The sequence below is a fragment of the Streptomyces sp. NPDC030991 genome, from assembly GCF_055571235.1.
On sequence record NZ_JBVIFR010000005.1, the window covers coordinates 75,593 to 93,784 of the forward strand.

Below are 18,192 nucleotides of genomic sequence, written 5' to 3' on the forward strand. Positions count from 1 at the left end.
GTCCGCCAAGTCCTCGGCGCCCCCGAGGACTTGAGGCCGCTGTTCGGTATCGCCGCGCGCGTCAGTGCGGCCAGACGCGCGGGGCGGCAGTGAAGTCAGGCACGTGCTCGGTCGCGCCGGGGGGCGTACGTGCGCCGATGGTGATGACGCGGGATACGCCAGCGGCCCGGGCGGCTTGGAGACCGGCGGCGGAGTCCTCGAAAACGACAGTTCGAGACGGATCGCATCCCAGTCGTTCGCAGGCGAGAAGGAAACCTTCGGGGGAGGGTTTTCCCTGGGTGATGTCCTCGGCAGTGATGAGGGTGTCGAAGAGTTCGCGCACTCCGTGGTCGGCCAGGTGCGTCTCGGCGTAGTCGGCTGTGGCCGAGGTCACCAGGGCCAGTCGCAGGCCGTGGCGACGGGCCTGCTGGAGGTAGGCGCGCGCGCCGGGCATGAGGGCGACCGCGGGAAGGTCGGGGCTTTCGGCGAGGTCGGTGAGTCGGGCGTGCAGGGAGTCCGCGCTGGTACCGGGCAGTCCGGCGACCAACTCGGCCAGTACGTCGTTGCTGCGGCGTCCGGCGAAGGCGGCCAGGCGGGCGTCGGAGGCAGGTGCGTGGTGGGCCTCCAGGAGGCGGCGCCACAGCTCTTGGCTGCGCGGTTCGGAGTCGATCAGGGTGCCGTCCAGGTCGAACAGGGCGGCGGTGACGGGGGCTGCGCTCATGCGGTGGCGTACTCCTTCGCCGGATGGGCCACGGCGTCTTCGAGAGCGCGCACGGCTTCGGTCGCGCCGCCGTGGCGGCGCAGTGCCCTTCCGAGGGTAGCGGCGTGTTGTTTGCCGTGGCGTTCTTCGAGGTGGCGGGCGGCGTCGGCGAGTTGGGACGGGGTGGGGTCGTCGTGCAGTGTGACGGCTGCTCCGTGGGCCTGTAGAGAGGCCAGGTTGAACAGGGGTTCCGGGCTTCGACCGGGTGTGCCGATGACAGGGACGCCCGCGAGGAGGGCGGCCATCAGTGCGTTCTGGCCACCTCGGGTGATCATGAGGTCGGTGTGCTGAAGGACGTTGGTGATGCCGGGGGTCGCGCAGACCGAGATGTGGTCCTGGACGAAGGGCACGGGACGTCCGGCGATGTCGCTCTCGCGGGCGGCGACGATGATGCTGTTGTGGGGGGCGGGGAACGCTTTGGCGAGCTGTGGAAGGAAGGCGTCGAGGGTGACGGCGCCGAAGCTGAGGTAGACGAGGATGGTGCGGCGGGCGTCCGGGGCGTACGCGGCGCCCGGTGCCAGTTCGAGACTGGGCAGCAGGACGGGGCCCACGTAGCGGTTGTTGGGCAGGTGGGCCAGCGCGGGTTCGAGCACTTCGGCCGTGGGGGCGATGTTGACCGCGGCGCGCTGGTGCAGGAGGTCCTCCAGCCGCTCGGGGACGGGGATCGAGTTGTCCGCGCACAGCTCGGCGTAGGTGCGGGTCACCTGGCGGCATTCTTCTTCACGCCGTGTCGGTCCGGCGAAGGGGGTCAGGTTGGGGCTCTGGACGGTACAGGCGAACGGGATGCCGGCAAGGTGGGCGGCTATCGGGACCGTGGGCTGCATCTCGGTGACCACGATGTCGGGACGGAACGCGTCGTAGGCGACTGTCTCCGCTTCGAGAGCCGCGGCCGCGTAGCGGGGTTTGCCCATGCCGCGCACGAGCATGGCCTCGGTGAATCCGTCCGCTTCGCCGGTCCCCACGTCCTCCGGCGTGCGCTCGGGGAAGGGGGCGTCGAAGCGGGCGGCGAAGGAGATCCGGTCGAGCAGCGGGTATCCCCGCGGAGCCAGTACCGCGATCTGGTGGCCGCGCATGGCCGCTGCCTGTGCCATGGCCAGGCAGCGGGTGATGGCACCGATGCCGAGGGCTCCGCCGATGGGCTCAAAAAGTATCTTCACGGGTGACTTCCTCTTCACGGTCGTGGGGGGGCAGCGGCGCTCGGGTGTCGCTGGTACAGCAGGAGGACGCCGATCACCGCTGCGGCGGCGTGCAGGGCGGCGGCCGAGGTCAGCAACAGGCCGATGCCGAGGTGGCTGGCGGCTCCGGCCGCGGCCGAACCGGCCGCGGCCGCGGTGGATTTCAGTCCGGCGCCGAGAGTGAAGACCTGTGTGCGGACCTCGGGAGGCGCGTTCTGTTCGCGGGCGGCCAGCAGGGCGCTGAACAGGGGGCCTGTGGTCCATCCGGCGGCGGCGAAGCACAGGGCGAGCGGCAGCAGTGCGGTCTGGAGGGCCGCGGCGAGCAGGAAGGGTGCTCCGCCCGCGACGCAGGCCAGCACCACCCGGTGCGGTGAGGCGGCTGTCCAGGGGTGAACGGCGTAGGTCAGGGAGCCGGTCAGGGCGCCCAGTGCGAAAACGGTCATCAGCCCGCCGGCCGCCCAGCCGCTGTTCTCGCGGGAGGCGATCAGCGCACAGATCAGCGGGAGGGCTCCCACGCCGATCTGGGCGATGCTGCTCGACCATGTGACCGACCGCAGCCGCGGAATCGCCGTCAACGCCCGTGTCCCCGACAGCAACAATGTCCTGCCGCCGGAAGGGGTACGGGCCCCGGGCGCGTCCCCGCTGTCGGCCGGGGCCCGTCGGGGCAGACGCAGCGCGGGAACGAAGGCGGCGGCCAGGCAGGCGGCCAGTCCCAGTCCCAGCACCGCGCCCTGCGAGCCGAGCGTGGAGGCCAGCACGGCGGCCAGCGCCGGGCCGCAGATCCCGGCCAGGTTGTAACTGGTGGAGTCGACGCTGAAGCCACGCGCCAGCCGGTTGGGTTGCAGGATTTCACTGAGCAGGCCGGTCAGCCCGCCGGTGAGCAGCGGTGCACAGCTCCCGGCCACCACCATCAGCACGACCGCGCACCACACCGGTAACCGCCCCAGTGTCAGCGCCGGTCCCGCCAGACAGAAGCCGTAGACCAGCAGGGCCGCTCCGTAGAGCGGGGTGCGGCGCCGGGCGGTGTCGGCCAGCGCGCCGACCACGGGGGCGGCCACCACGTGCGGCACCATCAGCGCGGCGACGAGCAGCCCGCCGACAGCCGCGCTGTGCGCGCGGTCGACGGCCAGGAGCACGAGCGCCACGCGCGCGCCTTCATCCGCCAGGCGCACCGGGAGGGCGACGCAGAGATAGCGGGCGAGAGCATGGGAGGGGGGAAAGTCGTGCACGGGAGGTCCTGACGTTCACTCGCGATGGATCTTCCACACTGGCAGCAGGCCGGCTCGGGGCTTGTCCGGAACACGCCGGGCGCCGACTCGCGTCGGGCGGGCGGTCAACTCGAAGGCCGCGGTGAGGGTCCTGGTGGCTGCGGAGCGGTCAGTTCGTGCCGCCACAGCACGGCCGGGAGATGGCCTGCGTCGCGTATCTCGGTGACGGTTCCGGCTACCAGGACGTGGTCGAGCATCTGTTGTTCTTGCGCCACCGAGCAGACGAACACGCCGGCCGCGCCGGTGAGCACGGGGACATCCTGCACGCGTCCGGTGTCCACGTCCGCGAAGCGTTCGGAGGGGCGCCCGCGTGCGCAGCGGTGGGCGAGATGTGCCATGTCGTGGCCCAGGATGTTGACCGCGAAGCGTCGTGCGCGCGTCACCGCGCTCAGGGTGCTGCTGCGGGCATCGAGTGAGATCAGCAGGGAAGGAGGTTGCACGGACAGGGACATGACGGCGTTGGCCGTGCATCCTACGATGTCCGCCTCGTCGGTGGCCGCGGTGATGACGGTGATGCCGGTGGGCAGTCCGGACACCGCGTCCCGGAACGCGGCGGCGCCGATGGCGCCCTCGTCGCGGGCCGGATCGAGTGTGATGGAGGAGGTCATACGGATCCCCCTTCCTCGGCAAGGAGTGCCGACACCTGTTTGCGGTCGAGTTTGCCGTTGGCGTTCAGCGGCAGCTCCGGCCAGGACGTGATCCTGGCGGGAACCATGTACAGGGGCAGCCGGGCACGGAGGTCCTCCAGAAGGGCGTCCGGAGTGGCCGAGCCTGTGCACACGGCTTCCAGTTCGAGTGCGTCTCCCGCTCCGGCGCGCGCGACGACGATGGTCTGCTCCACTCCGTCGCAGCGCCGGATCGCCGCCTCCACCTCGGCGAGCTCCACGCGGTAGCCGTGGATCTTCACCTGCTGGTCGAGCCGTCCCAGGTGCACGAGGTGTCCCGCCTCGACGCGCACGCGGTCGCCGGTGCGGTACCAGTGCTCCGCGCCGACCGTCCCTGACACGTCCGGTTCGCGGCCCCGTTCGTCCACGAAACGGGTGCGGTTGTCGAGCGGATCGACGTATCCGGCGAATCGCTGCGGGCCGCGGACCACCAGCTCGCCTTCCGCGCCGGAGCGTTCGTCACCGGTGAGCCGGTGCTCCATGCCGGGGTGGAAGACGCCGATGGGGACCGTTGCGTTGCTGGTGTGCGGCCAGTCCGCCACCTCGCTCGGCAGGGTGTAGGCGGAGCAGCTGATGGTCAGTTCGGTAGGGCCGTAGAGGTTGGCGATCCGGCTGTCGGGCGCGGCCGTGGACCAGTCGTGGGCCTGACGGTAGGTCAGGGGTTCACCGCAGAAGAGGGACCAGCGCAGATGAGGAAGGCTTCCGGCGCGCAGGGTGCGCATGCGCTGTGCGTAGGTGATCAGGGAGGGCACCGAGAACCAGTGGGTGAGCCGCTGTTCGTGGGCCCAGCGGACGGGTGTGAGGAGTTCGTCGCGGCTGGGGACGATCAGGGCTGCTCCGACGCTCCAGGCGGCGAACAGGTCGAAGACGGAGAGGTCGAAGGTGAGGTCGAAGGTCTGGGAGAGCCGGCTTTCGCTGGTGATGTCGTAAGAGGGAACGACGTGGTTCAGATAGGCGTCCACGTTCTCCGTGGTGATGGGCACGCCCTTGGGGGTGCCTGTGGAGCCGCTGGTGAACAGGATGTAGGCGGCCGACGCCGTCGGATTCTGTGCCGTCCGGGCGGTGTCGGGCGCGGGGAGTTCGGCGATGTTCAGGTGCCGTGTGCCCGGGATGCGCGATGCCTGTACCCCGTCCTCGGCGACGAGGCGCAGTGAGGCGGCACGGCAGATGCTGTGGGTGCGTTCGGTGGGGGTGCCGGCCGCGAGCGGGACGACGGTCAGGCCGAGTCGCTGCAACGCCAGGTAGGTCGCATAGGTGTGGGCCGTTCGGTGGGCGGGCAGCCCCACCGAGGTGGCGTCGACGGAGAGGGCCAGGGGCTCGAGGTGACGGGCGATGCGCAGACTGAGCTGTGACAGCTCGTCGTAGGTGTAGGTCTGGCCCTCGATCTGGAGCGCGGTGCGGGCGGGATGGTGTCGGGCGCTGTGCGCGAACCGTTCGAAGAGGGTTCTGGTCATCGACATGTTTCCTTTCTCCAGGGTGTGTCAGAGCGGTGGGCGTCGGCGGTAGGCGCAGCTGAGGGGGATGGTGCTGATGCCGCGCAGGCTGGTCCAGCGGTAGCCGGCGTGGGTGCCGCTGCGGGCTCCGACAGGGATGTGGATGGTCCAGGGACGGGAGCGCAGCCCTGTACCTTCGGCCTTGGCGAGGGACTCCTGCACACTCCAGATCCAGGCGACCTCCACCGCTGGATCGCGGGTGCGAAGCAGGTCGGCGGGCTGGCGTTCGGGGTGCAGGCAGCGGCGTACCAGGGCGGGGCTGGCACGAGGTGCGGGTGTTTGTACGTCGACGCCGACTGCTCGGTGCCGGGACAGGGCGACGGCGACATGCCCTTGGTCGTGCGAGATGCTGATGTGCCAGTCCGGGGCGTGTGGCAGGGTCGGGCGGCCGGCCGTGTCGTGTGCGATCTCGCCGCAGGTCTGTCGGCCCGGGTGCAGGTACCGCCACAGCCGCTCGACGGCTGTGACTCCTGCCGCGCGTTCCGCTGCCCTGCGCGCGGTGGCTCCGGGGTGGCGGTGTTCGTATCGGCTCCACAGCACCCAGACATCCGGGGCGACGGCCCGAACGAAGGTCTCCCCGTCGCCCATCGGTCCCCCGCTGCTCGCCGAGTCGGCGGTGTTCATCAGGGCGCGGGGAGGAGGCGGTGGACGTCGTCGGCGAGTTGGTCGAGCATCACCTCGGTGCTGCCGCCGCCCAGTCCGCAGACCGCTGCTTCCGCTCTGGTGTGCTGGGCCGCGCCGCGCGTGAAGCCGGAGGCTCCTTGCAGTTGAGCGCACCGGGAGAGAAGAGGGTCGAGAACCCTTCCCACGGCGGCCTTGATCAGCGCGGCGGAGCTCGGGTCCTGGCGCTGCCCCGGGGGCGCGGTGTGGGTGGTGACCAGGGCTTGGAGCTGGGCGAGGTCGGTGAGGCAGGCGGCGAACGTCTGCCGTACCGCCGGGTTGTTCCACAGCGCTTCGTCGCGCACGATCCGCTGCGTGAGATGGGTGTGCGTGTCGCGCATCACGCGCTGGGCCAGCGCTGTGGCCCACATGCCGCCGGCCACTCGTTCGGTCGCCATGGCGCGCGCGAACTGGGCAAGGGCGCGGCCACGGTTGCCGATGACGTGTTCGGCGGGCAGTCGTACCTCGTCGAGACGGGCGTGACCGATGTCCGCCGAGGACAGCAGGGTGCTGTCGGCGGGAAGCCGGGTGAGGCCGACGGCATCGGCGGGAACGTGGATCCACACGAAGTTGGTGAAGTGCCGTCCCTCGCGGTAACGGGCCAGGACCAGCAGGTCGGTGCAGCTCATCATGCCGGTGATCCACTGCTTGTCGCCGGTGAGGACCACGGCTTCGTCCGTCAGGGTGGCGTGTGTGGTCAGGGCGGTCAGGTCGGACCCGGGAGCTCCGCTGTCGGTCGCGGCCAGAGCTATCTGCGCGTGCCCGCGGGCCGCGGAGGTGAACAGGGTGTGCGCCAGGGGGCCCGGCGCGGTGCGCAGCAAGGGAAGGGTGCTGGCCAGCTGGACCAGGGCCAGCAGGGTGCGTCCGTTGTCCGCTGCGGCGTCGATCGTGACCAGCAGCCGCTGGAGCGCCTGCAGGTCGAGGATGCCCGCGTCGGTGTACAAGGCCGCGATGTCGTGTTCCGCCGTGATCCGCTGCCAGTGGGACGAGGGGTCTTGGCGGGGGCCGTCCGTCGGGTGGGCGTGGGGAGCCAGTGTCAGCGGGGGCTCAGGCAAAGCGCACCTCGCTGTCCATGAGGGCCAGGCGCCCGTTGGCCTGGCGCAGGCGGTCATTGCTGTAGTTGAGGGCCGCGGATCGCAGATCGCGCAGGCACTGTTCCAGGCGGGTGGGTGAGGTGGGGAGGTAGCCGTGCCGCATGCCGACGAGGTCGACGAGGTCGTTCACGCAGGCGTAGCACTCTTCGGATGCGCTGATCTTCAGAGTGTTCAGCTGTAGTTGCGCACGGGGACGGCTGAGGTCTTCGCCGCTCTGGACGGTGTGCAGGGCTGACTCGAGCAGGGCGTGTACCTGTTCCAGCCGTTCCCGGGCGCGGGAGAGGCGGCTCAGGAGCAGTTCGGAATGAAGGTCCCGTTTGCGGCGCTCGTCGGGCTGACGCAGCAGGCTGACGACGCGTTGGAGGGCCCCGGCCGCGGTGCCCAGCCATGCGGCCGACCATCCCAGGTGGGCCATCGGAGCGAACGTCCGCGTGATGATGCCCTGTGTGCCGTGTTCACTCACCAGCCGGTGCGCGGCGGGTACGTCTCCGCTCAGGTGCAGCGGAGCGCTGTCACTGGCCCGCATGCCCAGGGCCTGCCAGTTCCCGCGCGGTGACACGGTGAGCTGCTCGCGGTCGGCGTAGACGAAGTCGCTGTGTCCGGAGGACTCGTCCGGGGCCGACCCCATGGTGATGAGGAACCCGTCGGCATGCCGTCCACCGGTCACGATCGGGGCGAAGCGGTCGATGCGCAGCCGGCCTTCATGGGTCACCAGGGCGTCGGAGGTGGAGGACAGTTTGCCGCCCGAACCGGCGTCGGTGGTGACGGACGCGAGGTAGCGCCGGCCCTGGGCGATCTGTGGCAGCAAGCGCTGCTTGAGATCGTCCTGCGCGTGCAGGCACAGCGTGTGCACCTGTTGGCAGTGCATGGCGAAGACCATGGCGAGGGACATGTCCACGCGGCCCAGGCGTTCACTGACGCGCACCATGTCGGCGACTGTGCCGTCGAGTCCGCCGTGACCGGCGGGCACCAGCAGTCCCAGCAGTCCGGTCCGGCGCAGCGCGTCCATGGCGGCTCGTGGAAAGCGGTGCTCGGCGTCGTTGCGTGCGACCTCGCTCTCGGCCGCGGTGACCACGTGTTCGGTCAGCGTGGCGATGTCGGCGGGGGTGTCGTCGTCCAGGAGCCGGGGCCCGGCGGGATTCGGGTCGGTGGTGAGAGTCATGCGGCGCTCGCCTCACCCCGGCTCTCGGGGGCCTGATCCGTCAGTGCCTTGTCGACCTCCTGCCACAGGGCGCCCGCGGTGGCGAAGGTGTCGTCGTTCATCGCCTCTTCAGGGAGCGTGATGCCGAAGGTGTCCTCCACGGCGAAGAGGACTTCGATCGCCTGCATCGAATCGAGGCCCAGCGTGCGCAGGTCGGATGATGCGGTGAGGGGTTCGCCGTCGTGGAACTTGAGGAAGGGCAGCAGGCAGTCGACGAAGCGGGGGTCCATATGACGTCTCCTTCACGGGGTGCGGGTCAGGTGCAGTCGGCTCGTGTGCGGCGTGCGGGCGGGGTCGGATCCGTCGACGACGACCTCGGCCGGCAGCGGATGGCCCAGGAACGCGACGAGGCTCGCGTACAGGCCGTAGGCCCCTACGTTGGGGACGGCGACCAGGTCGCCCGGGGTCAGGGGTGGCAGTGGTGCCGCTCGCGACCAGGTGTCCAGAGGTGTGCACAGCGGACCGTTGACGATGGTGGGGCGCAAGTCCCCGGCGTCCGGTGCGGTGGCGTCCGAGAGCGCTGCGACGCGAGGGTTGAGGGGAGGCAGCCGCCGCAGTCCCGCCATGCCTCCGAGGTGGTTGATACCGGATTCCAGCACGGCGATGTGCTTGCCCTGGGACAGCTTCACGTCGAGGACGGTGGTGACCAGGTGCCCGCTGGTGCCCACCAGGTACCGGCCGGACTCGAAGACGATGTGGGGTCGTCGTTCGCGCCAGCCGTCGACTTCGCCGTCGAAGAGTTCTTCCAGCAGTGGTCGCAGAGCCGAGAGGTCCGGCACGGCCCCGTCCTTCGCGAACGGGGCGCCGAAACCTCCGCCGAGGTCTATCACCTCGATCGTCGCACCGTGCTCGCGCAGCAGGGCGACCAGTTCGAGCGCGGTGGCCAGGGAGCGGCGGAACTGCCCGGCCAGCTGATCGACGGCGTCGAGATTGGTGCCCATGTACAGGTGAAGGCCGGTGATCCGCGCGTGCGCGCGGCCGGTAAACCGCTGAGGTTCTTGCCGAATCCACCGGGTGTCCGCCCCGAACTGCGAGGCGACCCCTGTCATGGTCAGTCCCTGTCCGGGAACCGGTTGGTCGTCGTTGACCCGCAGCACGCAGTGTGCCGTCCGGCCGGCTTCCGCGGCCAGCCGGTCCAACTGGTCCAGCCCGTACGGGGAGTCGACGGAGAAGGTGTGCACCCCTTGGGCCAGCGCTTCGCGGATCTCGGCGTCCCGCTTGCCGGGGCCTGTGTACAGGATCTCCTCGGGTGTCCATCCGGCCCGGAGCGCGGCGTCGAGTTCGCCCGCCGAGCACACCTCGGCCCGGCAGCCCAGATCGCGCAGCTGCGCCAGGACGGCGGGGTGGGGGTTGGCCTTGAGTGAGTAGTACAGCCCGCACGCTTCCGGCAGCGCCGCGCGCAGGCGCCGGTGGTTGTCCCGCACCGTGGCGAGGTCGTACACGTAAGCGGAGGTGAGGCCGCACTCCCGTACGCTGTGTGCGGCCAGGGCCAGCTCGTCAGACATGGGCGGCCTCCCGATGGTGGTCTCGGGCCAGCGCGTTGCGGTCCACCTTGCCGTTCCCGTTCAGCGGGAGCGCCGGCAGCACGCGGCAGAAGGCGGGGACCTTGAACTCTTCGAGCAGCCCGCGCAGCCCTTGCAGGACCTCTCTCGGCGTCGCGGTGCCGGTGACGCACAGGACCGCTCCGCGCTCGGGGGTCGGCGGCAGCACGGCTGCCTGATCCACACCGCGCACGCCCCGCGCGGCGGCCTCGACCTCGGTCGCGCTGACCCGGAACCCGCCGGACTTGTACAGGTCGTCCCGGCGGCCGACGAAGTACAGGTAGCCCTCGGAGTCGAGATAGCCGTAGTCTCCGGTGTTCAACTGCGGGAACAGTCCCTCCACACGGGGGAACCGTTGCGCGGTCAGATCCGGGCGTCGCCAGTAGCCGGCCATGACGTGCGGGCCCCGCACCACGATCTCTCCGACCTCGCCCGCGGGAAGAGGCGTTCCGTCCGCGTCGACGACGCGGACGTCCGTGCCGGGAAGAGCACGTCCGCTCGAACCGGGACGCGACAGGTCGCCGTCCAGGGGCATGATGGTCGCCCGCTTGCACTCGGTCAGCCCGAACATCAACTGCACGCCGAGGTGCGGCAGATGCTCGCGAAGGACGCCCAGGGTGGCGCTGGCCATCGCGGCGCCTGTGTTGGTCAGCAGCCGCAGACGCTCGGGGCGCCGTCCCCCTCGTCGCAGGAGCCGGGCGAGGTTGTCCGCCATGGACGGCACTGCGGGCAGAACCGTGGCTCTCGCGTCCACGAGGTGCCGCAGAAGCGCCGGGCCGGCTTGCCGTGAGTCGCCGAGCCACAGATGGGCGCCACTGACGGCCGCCAGGAAGACCTGGTAGAGGCCGTAGTCGAAGGAGAGCGGCAGAGCGCAGAACACGGTGTCCTGCGCCGAGTAGGCCAGCACTTCCTGGATGGCGTGGACGGCGAACAGCATCTGTTGGTGGGTGCTGACCACCGCTTTCGGCAGTGCGGTGCTGCCCGAGGTGTAGATCATGCACACCGGATCGGAGGCAAGGACGCGCGGGGTGTCGGGCAGCTCGTCGTAGGTCTCGGCCCGCTCCAGCAGGGTGTCGACATCCACTTCCGCCGTCGGCACGGCGTCGTCATCGCCGGACGAGGACCGGACGAGCAGCACTGGCTCGCTGTCGGCGAGGATGTGCGTCAACTGGGGCCCGCGGACCTGCTCATGCACGACACAGAACACACCTCCCAGGCGGGCCACCGCGAACACGAGGACGGGGACGGCGGCTTGGTTCGGGCTCCGGATGACCACTCGGTCACCGGGCCGCACACCGAATTCTTCGCGCAGCAGATGCGCGACCCGCAGCGACAGAGTCCTGAGCTGCGCGAACGAGAATGTTCGCCCCGCGCAGGTCAGTGCGGCCCTTTGAGCTGCCGCCGATGGCTCGTCATCCCACAGGTGGTGCAGCAAGGACGGTTGGCCCATGGTTCCTCCCACGGTAGAGACGTCCGGTGGTGTCAGGCGGCCGAGCGCGACGGCTCGGCCCGTTCGGCCGCTGCCAGCAGGTCGGAGAGTCCGACCAGGCGCCGAGGATCCAGGTCCTCGGCGAGGAACTCGACGCCGAGAGCGTCTTCGAGGCGTTCCACCAACTCCACGATGCGAAAGGAGGAGAAGGACGGCGCGTCCCGCAGCGCGCCACCGGCCAGGAGCGAGGCCGCCGGTACGTGCAGCACCTCGGCGGCCAGATCGGCGACCTGTTCCCTCGTCAGCCCCCGGCCGCGCCCCGGCGTGGGCGCTTCAGCGGGGGCCAGGGCCTCTTGGTCGCTGTGCAGCAGCTCCGACATACGGTCGAACAAACTCGCGGACTCGCCCCGGCCGCGCTGCACCCGCCGCAGTCCGATGTAGACGTGCTCCACCAGACTCCGCCATTCCTCGACACGGTCGGCGTGAGCAGGACGGGCTGCCGGGGAGTCAGCCAAGTACTTGACGTGCAAGGCTCGTTGGCGCATCAGCAGCCATGTCTCCAGCGACAGTTGCCGCATGGCGGCGAGACGATCCCCATGGCCGCGGTATGCGTCGACATACCTGTCGATGTCTTCGGCTGAGGCGAAGCCCCCCGTACGTGACGCGGTCAGCTGCGCCGCGCCGCTCGTCAGGGACACCCTTACCTCCGGGCGCGGGAGCAGAGCGGTTTCCTCGGCCGACAGCCTCCAGGCGCCTGGACGTGCCGCCCCCCATTCCGTCTGATTGTCGTAGGCGTCTTCGACCAGGACTCCCGCTATACCGTCAGCGGTGGACAGCACGTAACTGTGCGGCATGTGCTGCTTGCCGTAATAAGGAACCCACGGGAGGGAGAATGCGTCGGCTACGCAATAGAGCACGACACCGTCGCCAGGATTCGTGTCCGGCTCGGCCTCAGCGAGTCCCAGCCGCGCACATTCGCGGGTGATCTGCTCACGCGGCGGGCGTTCCACCGTCGGCAGCCCTCCGGCCGTCGGACGCGGATCGAATGTCACCTCACGCCCCATCGAAATCCCGGCGCAAGAGTCCACCTTGATTTTCGCTGCAGCGAGCGCCAGATTGACCTGTATGCAGTCGTACAATTCGGTATCGGGAATTTTCCCGGTCATCGGGACTTCAATCATGCCGGCTGCCTCCGGAATGCACTCGTCGAGCAGGCTTGCAAAAAATCCTCAGTGTGCTGGATCACTGACGAAAGGGCGGGCTGGTCGAACAAGCCGAAGTGGTCACACGGCAAGGTTTTCGCGACCAGTCGAGGACACAAGGCAGACCACTGCTCGATCTGCGGTCGCACCGATGCCCGGTCCCCCGCGCAACAGAGCAGGAGCGTGGGCCCCGTACGCGCCTGACAAACCTGGTGCGATTCAGATGCTGCCAGGTGCGCTCTGGTCAGGCCGTTCGCAAGATCGGGGTGGACAGACCCGTGAGGGCGGGCAATCTGGGAAGTGATCTTTCTTCGCAGCGTGTCCCGCCGCGCCGCGTCTCTCACCTCGGCCCAGGGGCGCGCGAAACTGTCGAGAAGAACGACGGGCACCGCCTTCGCACGAGCTTTTTCCCACCGTGCCGCCATCTCCCAGGCGACCACACCCCCCAGCGACCAACCGATCATCACGTCGGGACGCACATCTTCGCGATCCAGCAATTGCAGATACTTGTCGGCCATCTGACTGACACTGCGGTCCGGGCGCTCACCGAATTCCATTCCGTCGGCTCGGATCGTGGCTACCGGCCCGCGACGGGAGAGCCGTGCCACGAGAGCCTTGTAGCACGCAACGCTACCCCCGGAGGGATGCACGAATAGCGAGGTGACCCGGCCGGGACGATTAAAAAAACGCAACAACCTTGCATTATTGCTCACAAGTCCCCCTGCGATCGATTACCTCCGAACGAGACTCACTCGGTAACCACAGACGAACACGGAGAGCTTTCGGACGTCAACAGATCAATGAATCCGCCAGACCGCACCGGACAGCCTCGACAAGTCCCCCTGGCGGGTTAGTTGATGCACGGAAACTCATCGCCTTGACCAACTCATTGCATGCGCTTGGCCGTTGACATGGGTGGCGGTTATGAAAGCGGGAGAATGACTCCACGGCAATGCGGATAGAGCCGACAAGATCATCTCTCATGCTCAAAGCGCACATCTTGCAGACTTACCGGCATTTCGGCCCCAGTACGCTGACGTGTGACCTGCGACACACTCCGGTCGCGATGACTGCGCAGAGCCGCGGATCCGTGAACGTCTTTGTCCGCCCACTTGGGGCCGGCACATGTTCCGTTCCCAGGGTCGCTCTCGCGGGGCGGGCGCCTTCGGCCCGGTGCGGTCTGCTCGGGCACGCATGAGCACGCTCGTCGTAACAGTCCGCCGATCTGCCGGCGGATGCGTCTGCCCGCAGAACGCGGCGCCCCCTCCGCGAAACGCGCCCCCGTCGACACGGCCGCCACGTGCAGCTTTGTCCAACAATAAATGCGCCGAGCGCTGCCAACGCAGCTTCACCGCAAGGTTTTTCCTCTACGAACCTTGCCGGGGCACATCGCAAGAGTTACGTTCCCTGCGGTTCTTGTCTAACAATCCGTGTCCGGCGCACCGCAACTCGGCCTCCTGACAGGCGCCTTGCGCTGCCAGCCATCCCCTGTCAGGAGAAGAGGACCGTGCCTTCCATGCCCGAAACCCCGCACGCACCCCCCGGTGTCAAGCAGCCGCCCGCCAGGCAGCCGGCGCCGACCCGTAGAGCGGTGCTCGCGGCCGGCACGGTGTCGGCCGCCGCCGTGACGCCCGCGTACACCGCCATATCCGCGTTCGCGGCGCCCGCCCGGCCCAGCGACCTGCTCTACATTGGCACCTGGGGCCTGGGCCAGGTGCACGCCGTACGGTTCGACCCCGTCCGTGGGGTCATGACGCCGCTGGGGCCCGTGGCCGAGGCAAGTTCGAACTGGGTCGCCGTCCATCCGACCCGCCCCGTCCTCTATGTCGCGGCCGGTGAACTGGGCGGCGCCATCCGTACGTTCCGTATCGACGACGCCTCCGGGGCGCTCCGGCAGACCGGCGAGATCACGACGCAGGAGACTCCGGGTGCCGCCGGCGGGCTGTCGTACATCGGACTGACCGAGGACGCGGACACCCTGCTGGCCGCCGACTTCTCCACCGGGTCCGCCCTGACCGTTCCGGTCGACACCCGTGGCGGGCTCGGGACGGTCGCCTCCCGGGTCTACGACACCGGGTCCGGCCCCAGCCCGCGGCAGGCGGGGCCGCACCCGCACCACATCGTGGTCGCCCCGGACGGCAGGTTCGCGCTGATCGCGGACTTCGGCGCCGACCGGGTCTTCGTCCACGACTACGACCGGAAGAAGCACCGGATAGCCGCCGGCGCCCCCAGGACGTCGTTCGCGACGGCGGCCGGTTCGGGCCCGCGACGCCTGGCGTTCCACCCGGACGGCCGGACCACCTACCTGCTCGACGAACTGACCGCGGACATCCAGACCCTGCGGTGGGAGTCACGGTCCGGCACCTTGACGTCCCGTCAGCTGCTGACGACGAACGCGCCCGGCCACACCGGCACGACGAGCGCCGCCGAACTGGCGCTGAGCCACGACGGCCGCTACGTCTACACGTCCAACCGCGGGGACAACGCCCTCGTCGTCTTCGCCGCCGACCCGGCGACCGGCCTGCTCACCGAGGTGCAGCGACTGCCCTGCGCGGGCACCACCCCGTGGAGCCTCACCCTGCACCCCGACGGGCCCTGGATGTTCGTCGCCAACGAGGCCAGCAACACCGTCAACCTCTTCCGAATCGATCCCCGGTCAGGCCGTCTCACGGACACCGGCGCCTCCGTCGCCGTCCCCTCCCCCGACTGCATCGGCGTCCGCGTCCGCTCCAGGCACGGCACGGCCGTCCCCGCGCGGCCTCGCTCCTGACACCTCTGCCAGAAGAACCGCCGCACCTCATGTGCGGTCACCTCTCCCCGGCCTCCTGGCCCCCGGCTCCCCGGCTCCTTGAACCCCTGGCCCCTCGAAAGGACTCCACCCGCCATGTCCCCTGACATGAAGCGCCGAGCATTCCTCGCCTCCGCGGCCGCCGCCGGCGCGGCTCTGCTGCCCACGCCGTTCACCGTGGCCGCGGCCGCCTCGGGCAAGAAGGGCGTGCTGTTGATGAACCGGATCGGGCCCTCCTCCTCGACCCTGTACATCAGCGACGCCGACGGCAAGAACGAGCGCAAGCTGCTCAAGGACGCCGCTTTCGAATACCACGCCGGGTTCTCCGCCGACGGCACCGGCGTGTACTTCACCTCCGAACGGAGGGGCGACGGCAACTCCTGCCTCTACCTCGCGGGCATCGACGGATCAGGGGTGAAGCCCCTGGTCGTCAGCTCCGCCATGAACGACTGGGCCGTCCCCTCGCCCGACGGCACGAAAGTGGCCTTCGTTTCCACGAGCGGGGACCACCGGACCCACATATGGCTGCTGGACACGCACACGAAGAAGCTCACCAACCTGACCGGCTCCGCGGCCCTCGCCGGAGACCCTGCCGGCCCCGACGGCCACTTCCGCCCGGCCTGGTCACCGGACGGCCGGTGGATCGCCTTCTCCAGCGACCGCAACACGTCCTGGCGGGGGCACAACAACGGCCTGGGCTGGGAACACACGCAAGAACTGGCCATCTACGTCATCCGGCCCGACGGCTCCGGATTCCGTCAGGTCGCCGCACGGGACGGGTACTGCCTCGGCTCACCGAAGTGGTCCCCGGACGGCTCCCGGATCGTCTTCTACGAGATCACGGTGGAGGGTACCTGGGGGGCGCACCGACCCGAGGCCATCGGGACAGTGGAGTCCCAGATCGTCTCGGTGGACGTCGCGAGCGGCACACGTATCGAGCACACGTCGGGAGCGCATCTGAAGGTCGCACCGCAGTATGTGAACGACACGGAGATCGGCTACCTCGTCAAGGGCGGTACCGATGAGGGCCTCGCCTATGTGTCGGGCACGCTGCCCTCGGTGAAGCGCGCCCTGCGCTCCCCGGTCTGGTCGCCCGACGGGACGTCGGTCATCTACGAGAAGCTCGACCACACCACGCGCGCCCTCGACGCGCCGCTCTACAGCTGGGACCCGGACTGGGAGTACCGCTTCTGCGACGTGTTCCCCGTGCTGGCGAGCACCGGGCGCCTCGCCCTCACCAGCAAGCAGCTCGGGAACTCCTCGATCGTCACCATGCGGCCCGACGGTTCGGACCAGAAGGTCGTCTTCGACAGTGCCACGTCGGGGCTCGACCCGGTCCTGGTCGCGAAGGGGCTGGCCGGAGCGTTCCGGCCGGCCTGGTCGCCGGACGGCAAGTGGCTCGCGTTCGGTTTGGGCGGCTGGTTCCAGGAGCGTGCGACGAGCAATGCCGTGCTGGTGCGGGTGCCCAGTGACGGGAGCTCGCACCAGGTGCTGACGGACGGCACCGTCAACGCCGGCTTCCCCAGCTACTCGCAGGACGGCAACCGCCTGGTCTACCGCGTGTGGGGGCAGGAGTCGGGGCTGCGCGTCCTCGACCTCAGGACCGGTGCCACCACGGTGCTGACCACCGAGCCGGACAACCTGCCCGACTGGTCGAAGGACGGCAAGCTCATCCTCTTCACCCGCAGGACGAGCGCCACCAACTTCGACGTCTGCACCATCAGGCCGGACGGGACCGGGCTCAAGGTCCTCACCAGCAGCGGCGCCAACGACGGACACGCGGTCTGGAACCCCGACGGCCGCATTCTGTACAGCAGCGGCATGTACGGCTTCCGTGAGGAGGCGGCGCTGTACGACGACACGTTCCAGCCCTACGGGCAGATCTTCAGCATGAAGGCGGACGGCTCCGACAAGCGGATGCTGACCGACAGTCAGTGGGAGGACTCGATGCCGCTCTACCTGACGCAGGACGTGCTCACGCGCTGAGTGCCCGGCACCGACGAGGGGGCGCCCTGACCGGATGACCGGGAGGGCGCCCCTTCGTCGGTGCGAGACGTGGTGCGCGGCGGATCACGGCCGGCGGCGGGCCGCCAGACCGAGCCGTTTGAGGGCGTAGGTGTCGAGCGCTGTCAGGACGCCGTTGAGGGTGAGAGTGAGCGCGACGAGGACGATCAGTCCGGCGAACTCGCCGGCCGCGTCGAGGTTCTGGGCGGCGGTGAACAGTTCGTGGCCGACCCCCTCCGAGGAAGCGATGAACTCGCCGCCGATGACACCCAGGATGGCCAGCGGGCCGCCCGTCTTCAGTGCGGCGAAGAACGGCGCGGCGAGCGTCGGGATCGTCACATAGCCCAGGACGTGGTGCTTGCGGCCGCCCATCACCTGGACGACCTCGACGAGTTCGCGTTCCCGCAGCCGCAGACCGAGATAGATGTTGTAGAAGACCACGAAGGCGACACCGGTCATCGCGATGGTGATCTTCGACCACTGGCCGATGCCGAAGAACAGGAGGAAGAGTGGGGCGAGTGCGATCTTCGGGATGCCGTTCAGGGCGGCCACCAACGGTTCGAGGACCCGGCCCAGGAGCGGGAACGAGCCGAGGACCAGGCCCATCACGGTGCCCGCGGCGACGCCGAGGCCGAAGCCGGCCAGTACCTCGACCGTGGTCACCTTGATGTTGGTCCAGCCGGTCTCGGATCCGAGCATCCCGGTGAGCGCGTCGAACACGTCGGTGGGCTTGCTGACCGCGTACTCGGGCACGACGGTGCCGCTCATCACCTGCCACAGGACGAGGGCGACCGCGATGACCAGGAGGCGTAGCGCGATGACGGTGCCGGTGCCGGTCCGGCGGGTGCCGGTCCTCCTCGCGGGTGGTGTCGCGGTGTCCGTTTCGGTCACGGCCTTGCCGGTGACGGTTGCCATGGTCTGCTCCTTGCGATC

Annotated in this window: 16 protein-coding genes; 2 read left to right on the forward strand and 14 right to left on the reverse strand. The window is 69.3% G+C overall.

Going from position 1 to position 18,192, the window contains the following annotated elements; all coding sequences use genetic code 11:
• Positions 1 to 61: 61 nt before the first annotated feature.
• The 13 genes from ACZ45E_RS11635 to ACZ45E_RS11695 form a co-directional block, all read right to left on the reverse strand.
• Positions 62 to 700 (reverse strand): HAD family hydrolase, encoded by a 639-nt coding sequence (locus tag ACZ45E_RS11635; protein ID WP_468219373.1) that lies wholly within the window; start codon positions 698 to 700, stop codon positions 62 to 64.
• The gene (locus tag ACZ45E_RS11640) at positions 697 to 1,896 is read right to left on the reverse strand and encodes a glycosyltransferase (protein ID WP_468219375.1); all 1,200 of its coding nucleotides are present in this window, start codon (positions 1,894 to 1,896) and stop codon (positions 697 to 699) included. Before ACZ45E_RS11640 ends, ACZ45E_RS11635 begins: the two co-directional genes overlap by 4 nt.
• Before the next feature lie 14 nt (positions 1,897 to 1,910).
• A complete protein-coding gene (locus tag ACZ45E_RS11645; RefSeq protein WP_468219378.1) occupies positions 1,911 to 3,143 on the reverse strand; it encodes an MFS transporter in 1,233 nt (410 codons plus the stop codon).
• Between the two features lie 104 nt (positions 3,144 to 3,247).
• Entirely contained in the window at positions 3,248 to 3,790 is a 543-nt protein-coding gene (locus ACZ45E_RS11650) for a flavin reductase family protein (protein ID WP_468219379.1), read from the reverse strand.
• The gene (locus tag ACZ45E_RS11655) at positions 3,787 to 5,301 is read right to left on the reverse strand and encodes an AMP-binding protein (RefSeq protein WP_468219381.1); all 1,515 of its coding nucleotides are present in this window, start codon (positions 5,299 to 5,301) and stop codon (positions 3,787 to 3,789) included. The genes ACZ45E_RS11650 and ACZ45E_RS11655 overlap by 4 nt, the downstream gene beginning before the upstream one ends.
• A 27-nt stretch (positions 5,302 to 5,328) precedes the next feature.
• The gene (locus tag ACZ45E_RS11660) at positions 5,329 to 5,964 is read right to left on the reverse strand and encodes a 4'-phosphopantetheinyl transferase family protein (protein ID WP_468219384.1); all 636 of its coding nucleotides are present in this window, start codon (positions 5,962 to 5,964) and stop codon (positions 5,329 to 5,331) included.
• The gene (locus ACZ45E_RS11665; RefSeq protein WP_468219385.1) at positions 5,964 to 7,055 is read right to left on the reverse strand and encodes an acyl-CoA dehydrogenase family protein; all 1,092 of its coding nucleotides are present in this window, start codon (positions 7,053 to 7,055) and stop codon (positions 5,964 to 5,966) included. Before ACZ45E_RS11665 ends, ACZ45E_RS11660 begins: the two co-directional genes overlap by 1 nt.
• The gene (locus ACZ45E_RS11670; protein WP_468219387.1) at positions 7,048 to 8,256 is read right to left on the reverse strand and encodes an acyl-CoA dehydrogenase family protein; all 1,209 of its coding nucleotides are present in this window, start codon (positions 8,254 to 8,256) and stop codon (positions 7,048 to 7,050) included. Before ACZ45E_RS11670 ends, ACZ45E_RS11665 begins: the two co-directional genes overlap by 8 nt.
• The gene (locus ACZ45E_RS11675) at positions 8,253 to 8,525 is read right to left on the reverse strand and encodes an acyl carrier protein (RefSeq protein WP_468219390.1); all 273 of its coding nucleotides are present in this window, start codon (positions 8,523 to 8,525) and stop codon (positions 8,253 to 8,255) included. Before ACZ45E_RS11675 ends, ACZ45E_RS11670 begins: the two co-directional genes overlap by 4 nt.
• A gap of 12 nt (positions 8,526 to 8,537) precedes the next feature.
• Positions 8,538 to 9,800, reverse strand: coding sequence for an alanine racemase (locus ACZ45E_RS11680; RefSeq protein WP_468219392.1), 1,263 nt, complete (start codon positions 9,798 to 9,800; stop codon positions 8,538 to 8,540).
• The gene (locus ACZ45E_RS11685) at positions 9,793 to 11,286 is read right to left on the reverse strand and encodes a class I adenylate-forming enzyme family protein (RefSeq protein ID WP_468219394.1); all 1,494 of its coding nucleotides are present in this window, start codon (positions 11,284 to 11,286) and stop codon (positions 9,793 to 9,795) included. Before ACZ45E_RS11685 ends, ACZ45E_RS11680 begins: the two co-directional genes overlap by 8 nt.
• 32 nt (positions 11,287 to 11,318) lie before the next feature.
• Entirely contained in the window at positions 11,319 to 12,446 is a 1,128-nt protein-coding gene (locus ACZ45E_RS11690; RefSeq protein WP_468219396.1) for an acyl carrier protein, read from the reverse strand.
• Positions 12,443 to 13,180: an alpha/beta fold hydrolase gene (locus ACZ45E_RS11695; protein ID WP_468219398.1), complete on the reverse strand. Its 738-nt coding sequence runs from the start codon at positions 13,178 to 13,180 to the stop codon at positions 12,443 to 12,445. The genes ACZ45E_RS11690 and ACZ45E_RS11695 overlap by 4 nt, the downstream gene beginning before the upstream one ends.
• Before the next feature lie 803 nt (positions 13,181 to 13,983).
• Between ACZ45E_RS11695 and ACZ45E_RS11700 the strand changes: the two genes are divergently transcribed.
• Complete coding sequence (locus tag ACZ45E_RS11700; protein ID WP_468219399.1) at positions 13,984 to 15,237, forward strand: lactonase family protein; 1,254 nt, start codon at positions 13,984 to 13,986, stop codon at positions 15,235 to 15,237.
• 114 nt (positions 15,238 to 15,351) lie between these two features.
• Complete coding sequence (locus ACZ45E_RS11705) at positions 15,352 to 17,241, forward strand: TolB family protein (RefSeq protein WP_468219401.1); 1,890 nt, start codon at positions 15,352 to 15,354, stop codon at positions 17,239 to 17,241.
• A gap of 84 nt (positions 17,242 to 17,325) precedes the next feature.
• On the opposite strand, the gene ACZ45E_RS11710 is transcribed toward ACZ45E_RS11705, so the two are convergent.
• On the reverse strand, positions 17,326 to 18,174 hold the full coding sequence (locus ACZ45E_RS11710; protein ID WP_468219403.1) for an ABC transporter permease: 849 nt from the start codon (positions 18,172 to 18,174) through the stop codon (positions 17,326 to 17,328).
• Positions 18,175 to 18,192 lie beyond the last annotated feature (18 nt).

Coding starts and splice junctions, on each gene's coding strand:
- ACZ45E_RS11705 (WP_468219401.1), top strand. CDS start 15,352: ATGTCCCCTGACATGAAGCGCCGAGCATTCCTCGCCTCCGCGGCCGCC.
- ACZ45E_RS11675 (WP_468219390.1), bottom strand. CDS start 8,525: ATGGACCCCCGCTTCGTCGACTGCCTGCTGCCCTTCCTCAAGTTCCAC.
- ACZ45E_RS11700 (WP_468219399.1), top strand. CDS start 13,984: ATGCCCGAAACCCCGCACGCACCCCCCGGTGTCAAGCAGCCGCCCGCC.
- ACZ45E_RS11635 (WP_468219373.1), bottom strand. CDS start 700: ATGAGCGCAGCCCCCGTCACCGCCGCCCTGTTCGACCTGGACGGCACC.
- ACZ45E_RS11680 (WP_468219392.1), bottom strand. CDS start 9,800: ATGTCTGACGAGCTGGCCCTGGCCGCACACAGCGTACGGGAGTGCGGC.
- ACZ45E_RS11710 (WP_468219403.1), bottom strand. CDS start 18,174: ATGGCAACCGTCACCGGCAAGGCCGTGACCGAAACGGACACCGCGACA.
- ACZ45E_RS11650 (WP_468219379.1), bottom strand. CDS start 3,790: ATGACCTCCTCCATCACACTCGATCCGGCCCGCGACGAGGGCGCCATC.
- ACZ45E_RS11670 (WP_468219387.1), bottom strand. CDS start 8,256: ATGACTCTCACCACCGACCCGAATCCCGCCGGGCCCCGGCTCCTGGAC.
- ACZ45E_RS11660 (WP_468219384.1), bottom strand. CDS start 5,964: ATGAACACCGCCGACTCGGCGAGCAGCGGGGGACCGATGGGCGACGGG.
- ACZ45E_RS11655 (WP_468219381.1), bottom strand. CDS start 5,301: ATGACCAGAACCCTCTTCGAACGGTTCGCGCACAGCGCCCGACACCAT.
- ACZ45E_RS11685 (WP_468219394.1), bottom strand. CDS start 11,286: ATGGGCCAACCGTCCTTGCTGCACCACCTGTGGGATGACGAGCCATCG.
- ACZ45E_RS11690 (WP_468219396.1), bottom strand. CDS start 12,446: ATGATTGAAGTCCCGATGACCGGGAAAATTCCCGATACCGAATTGTAC.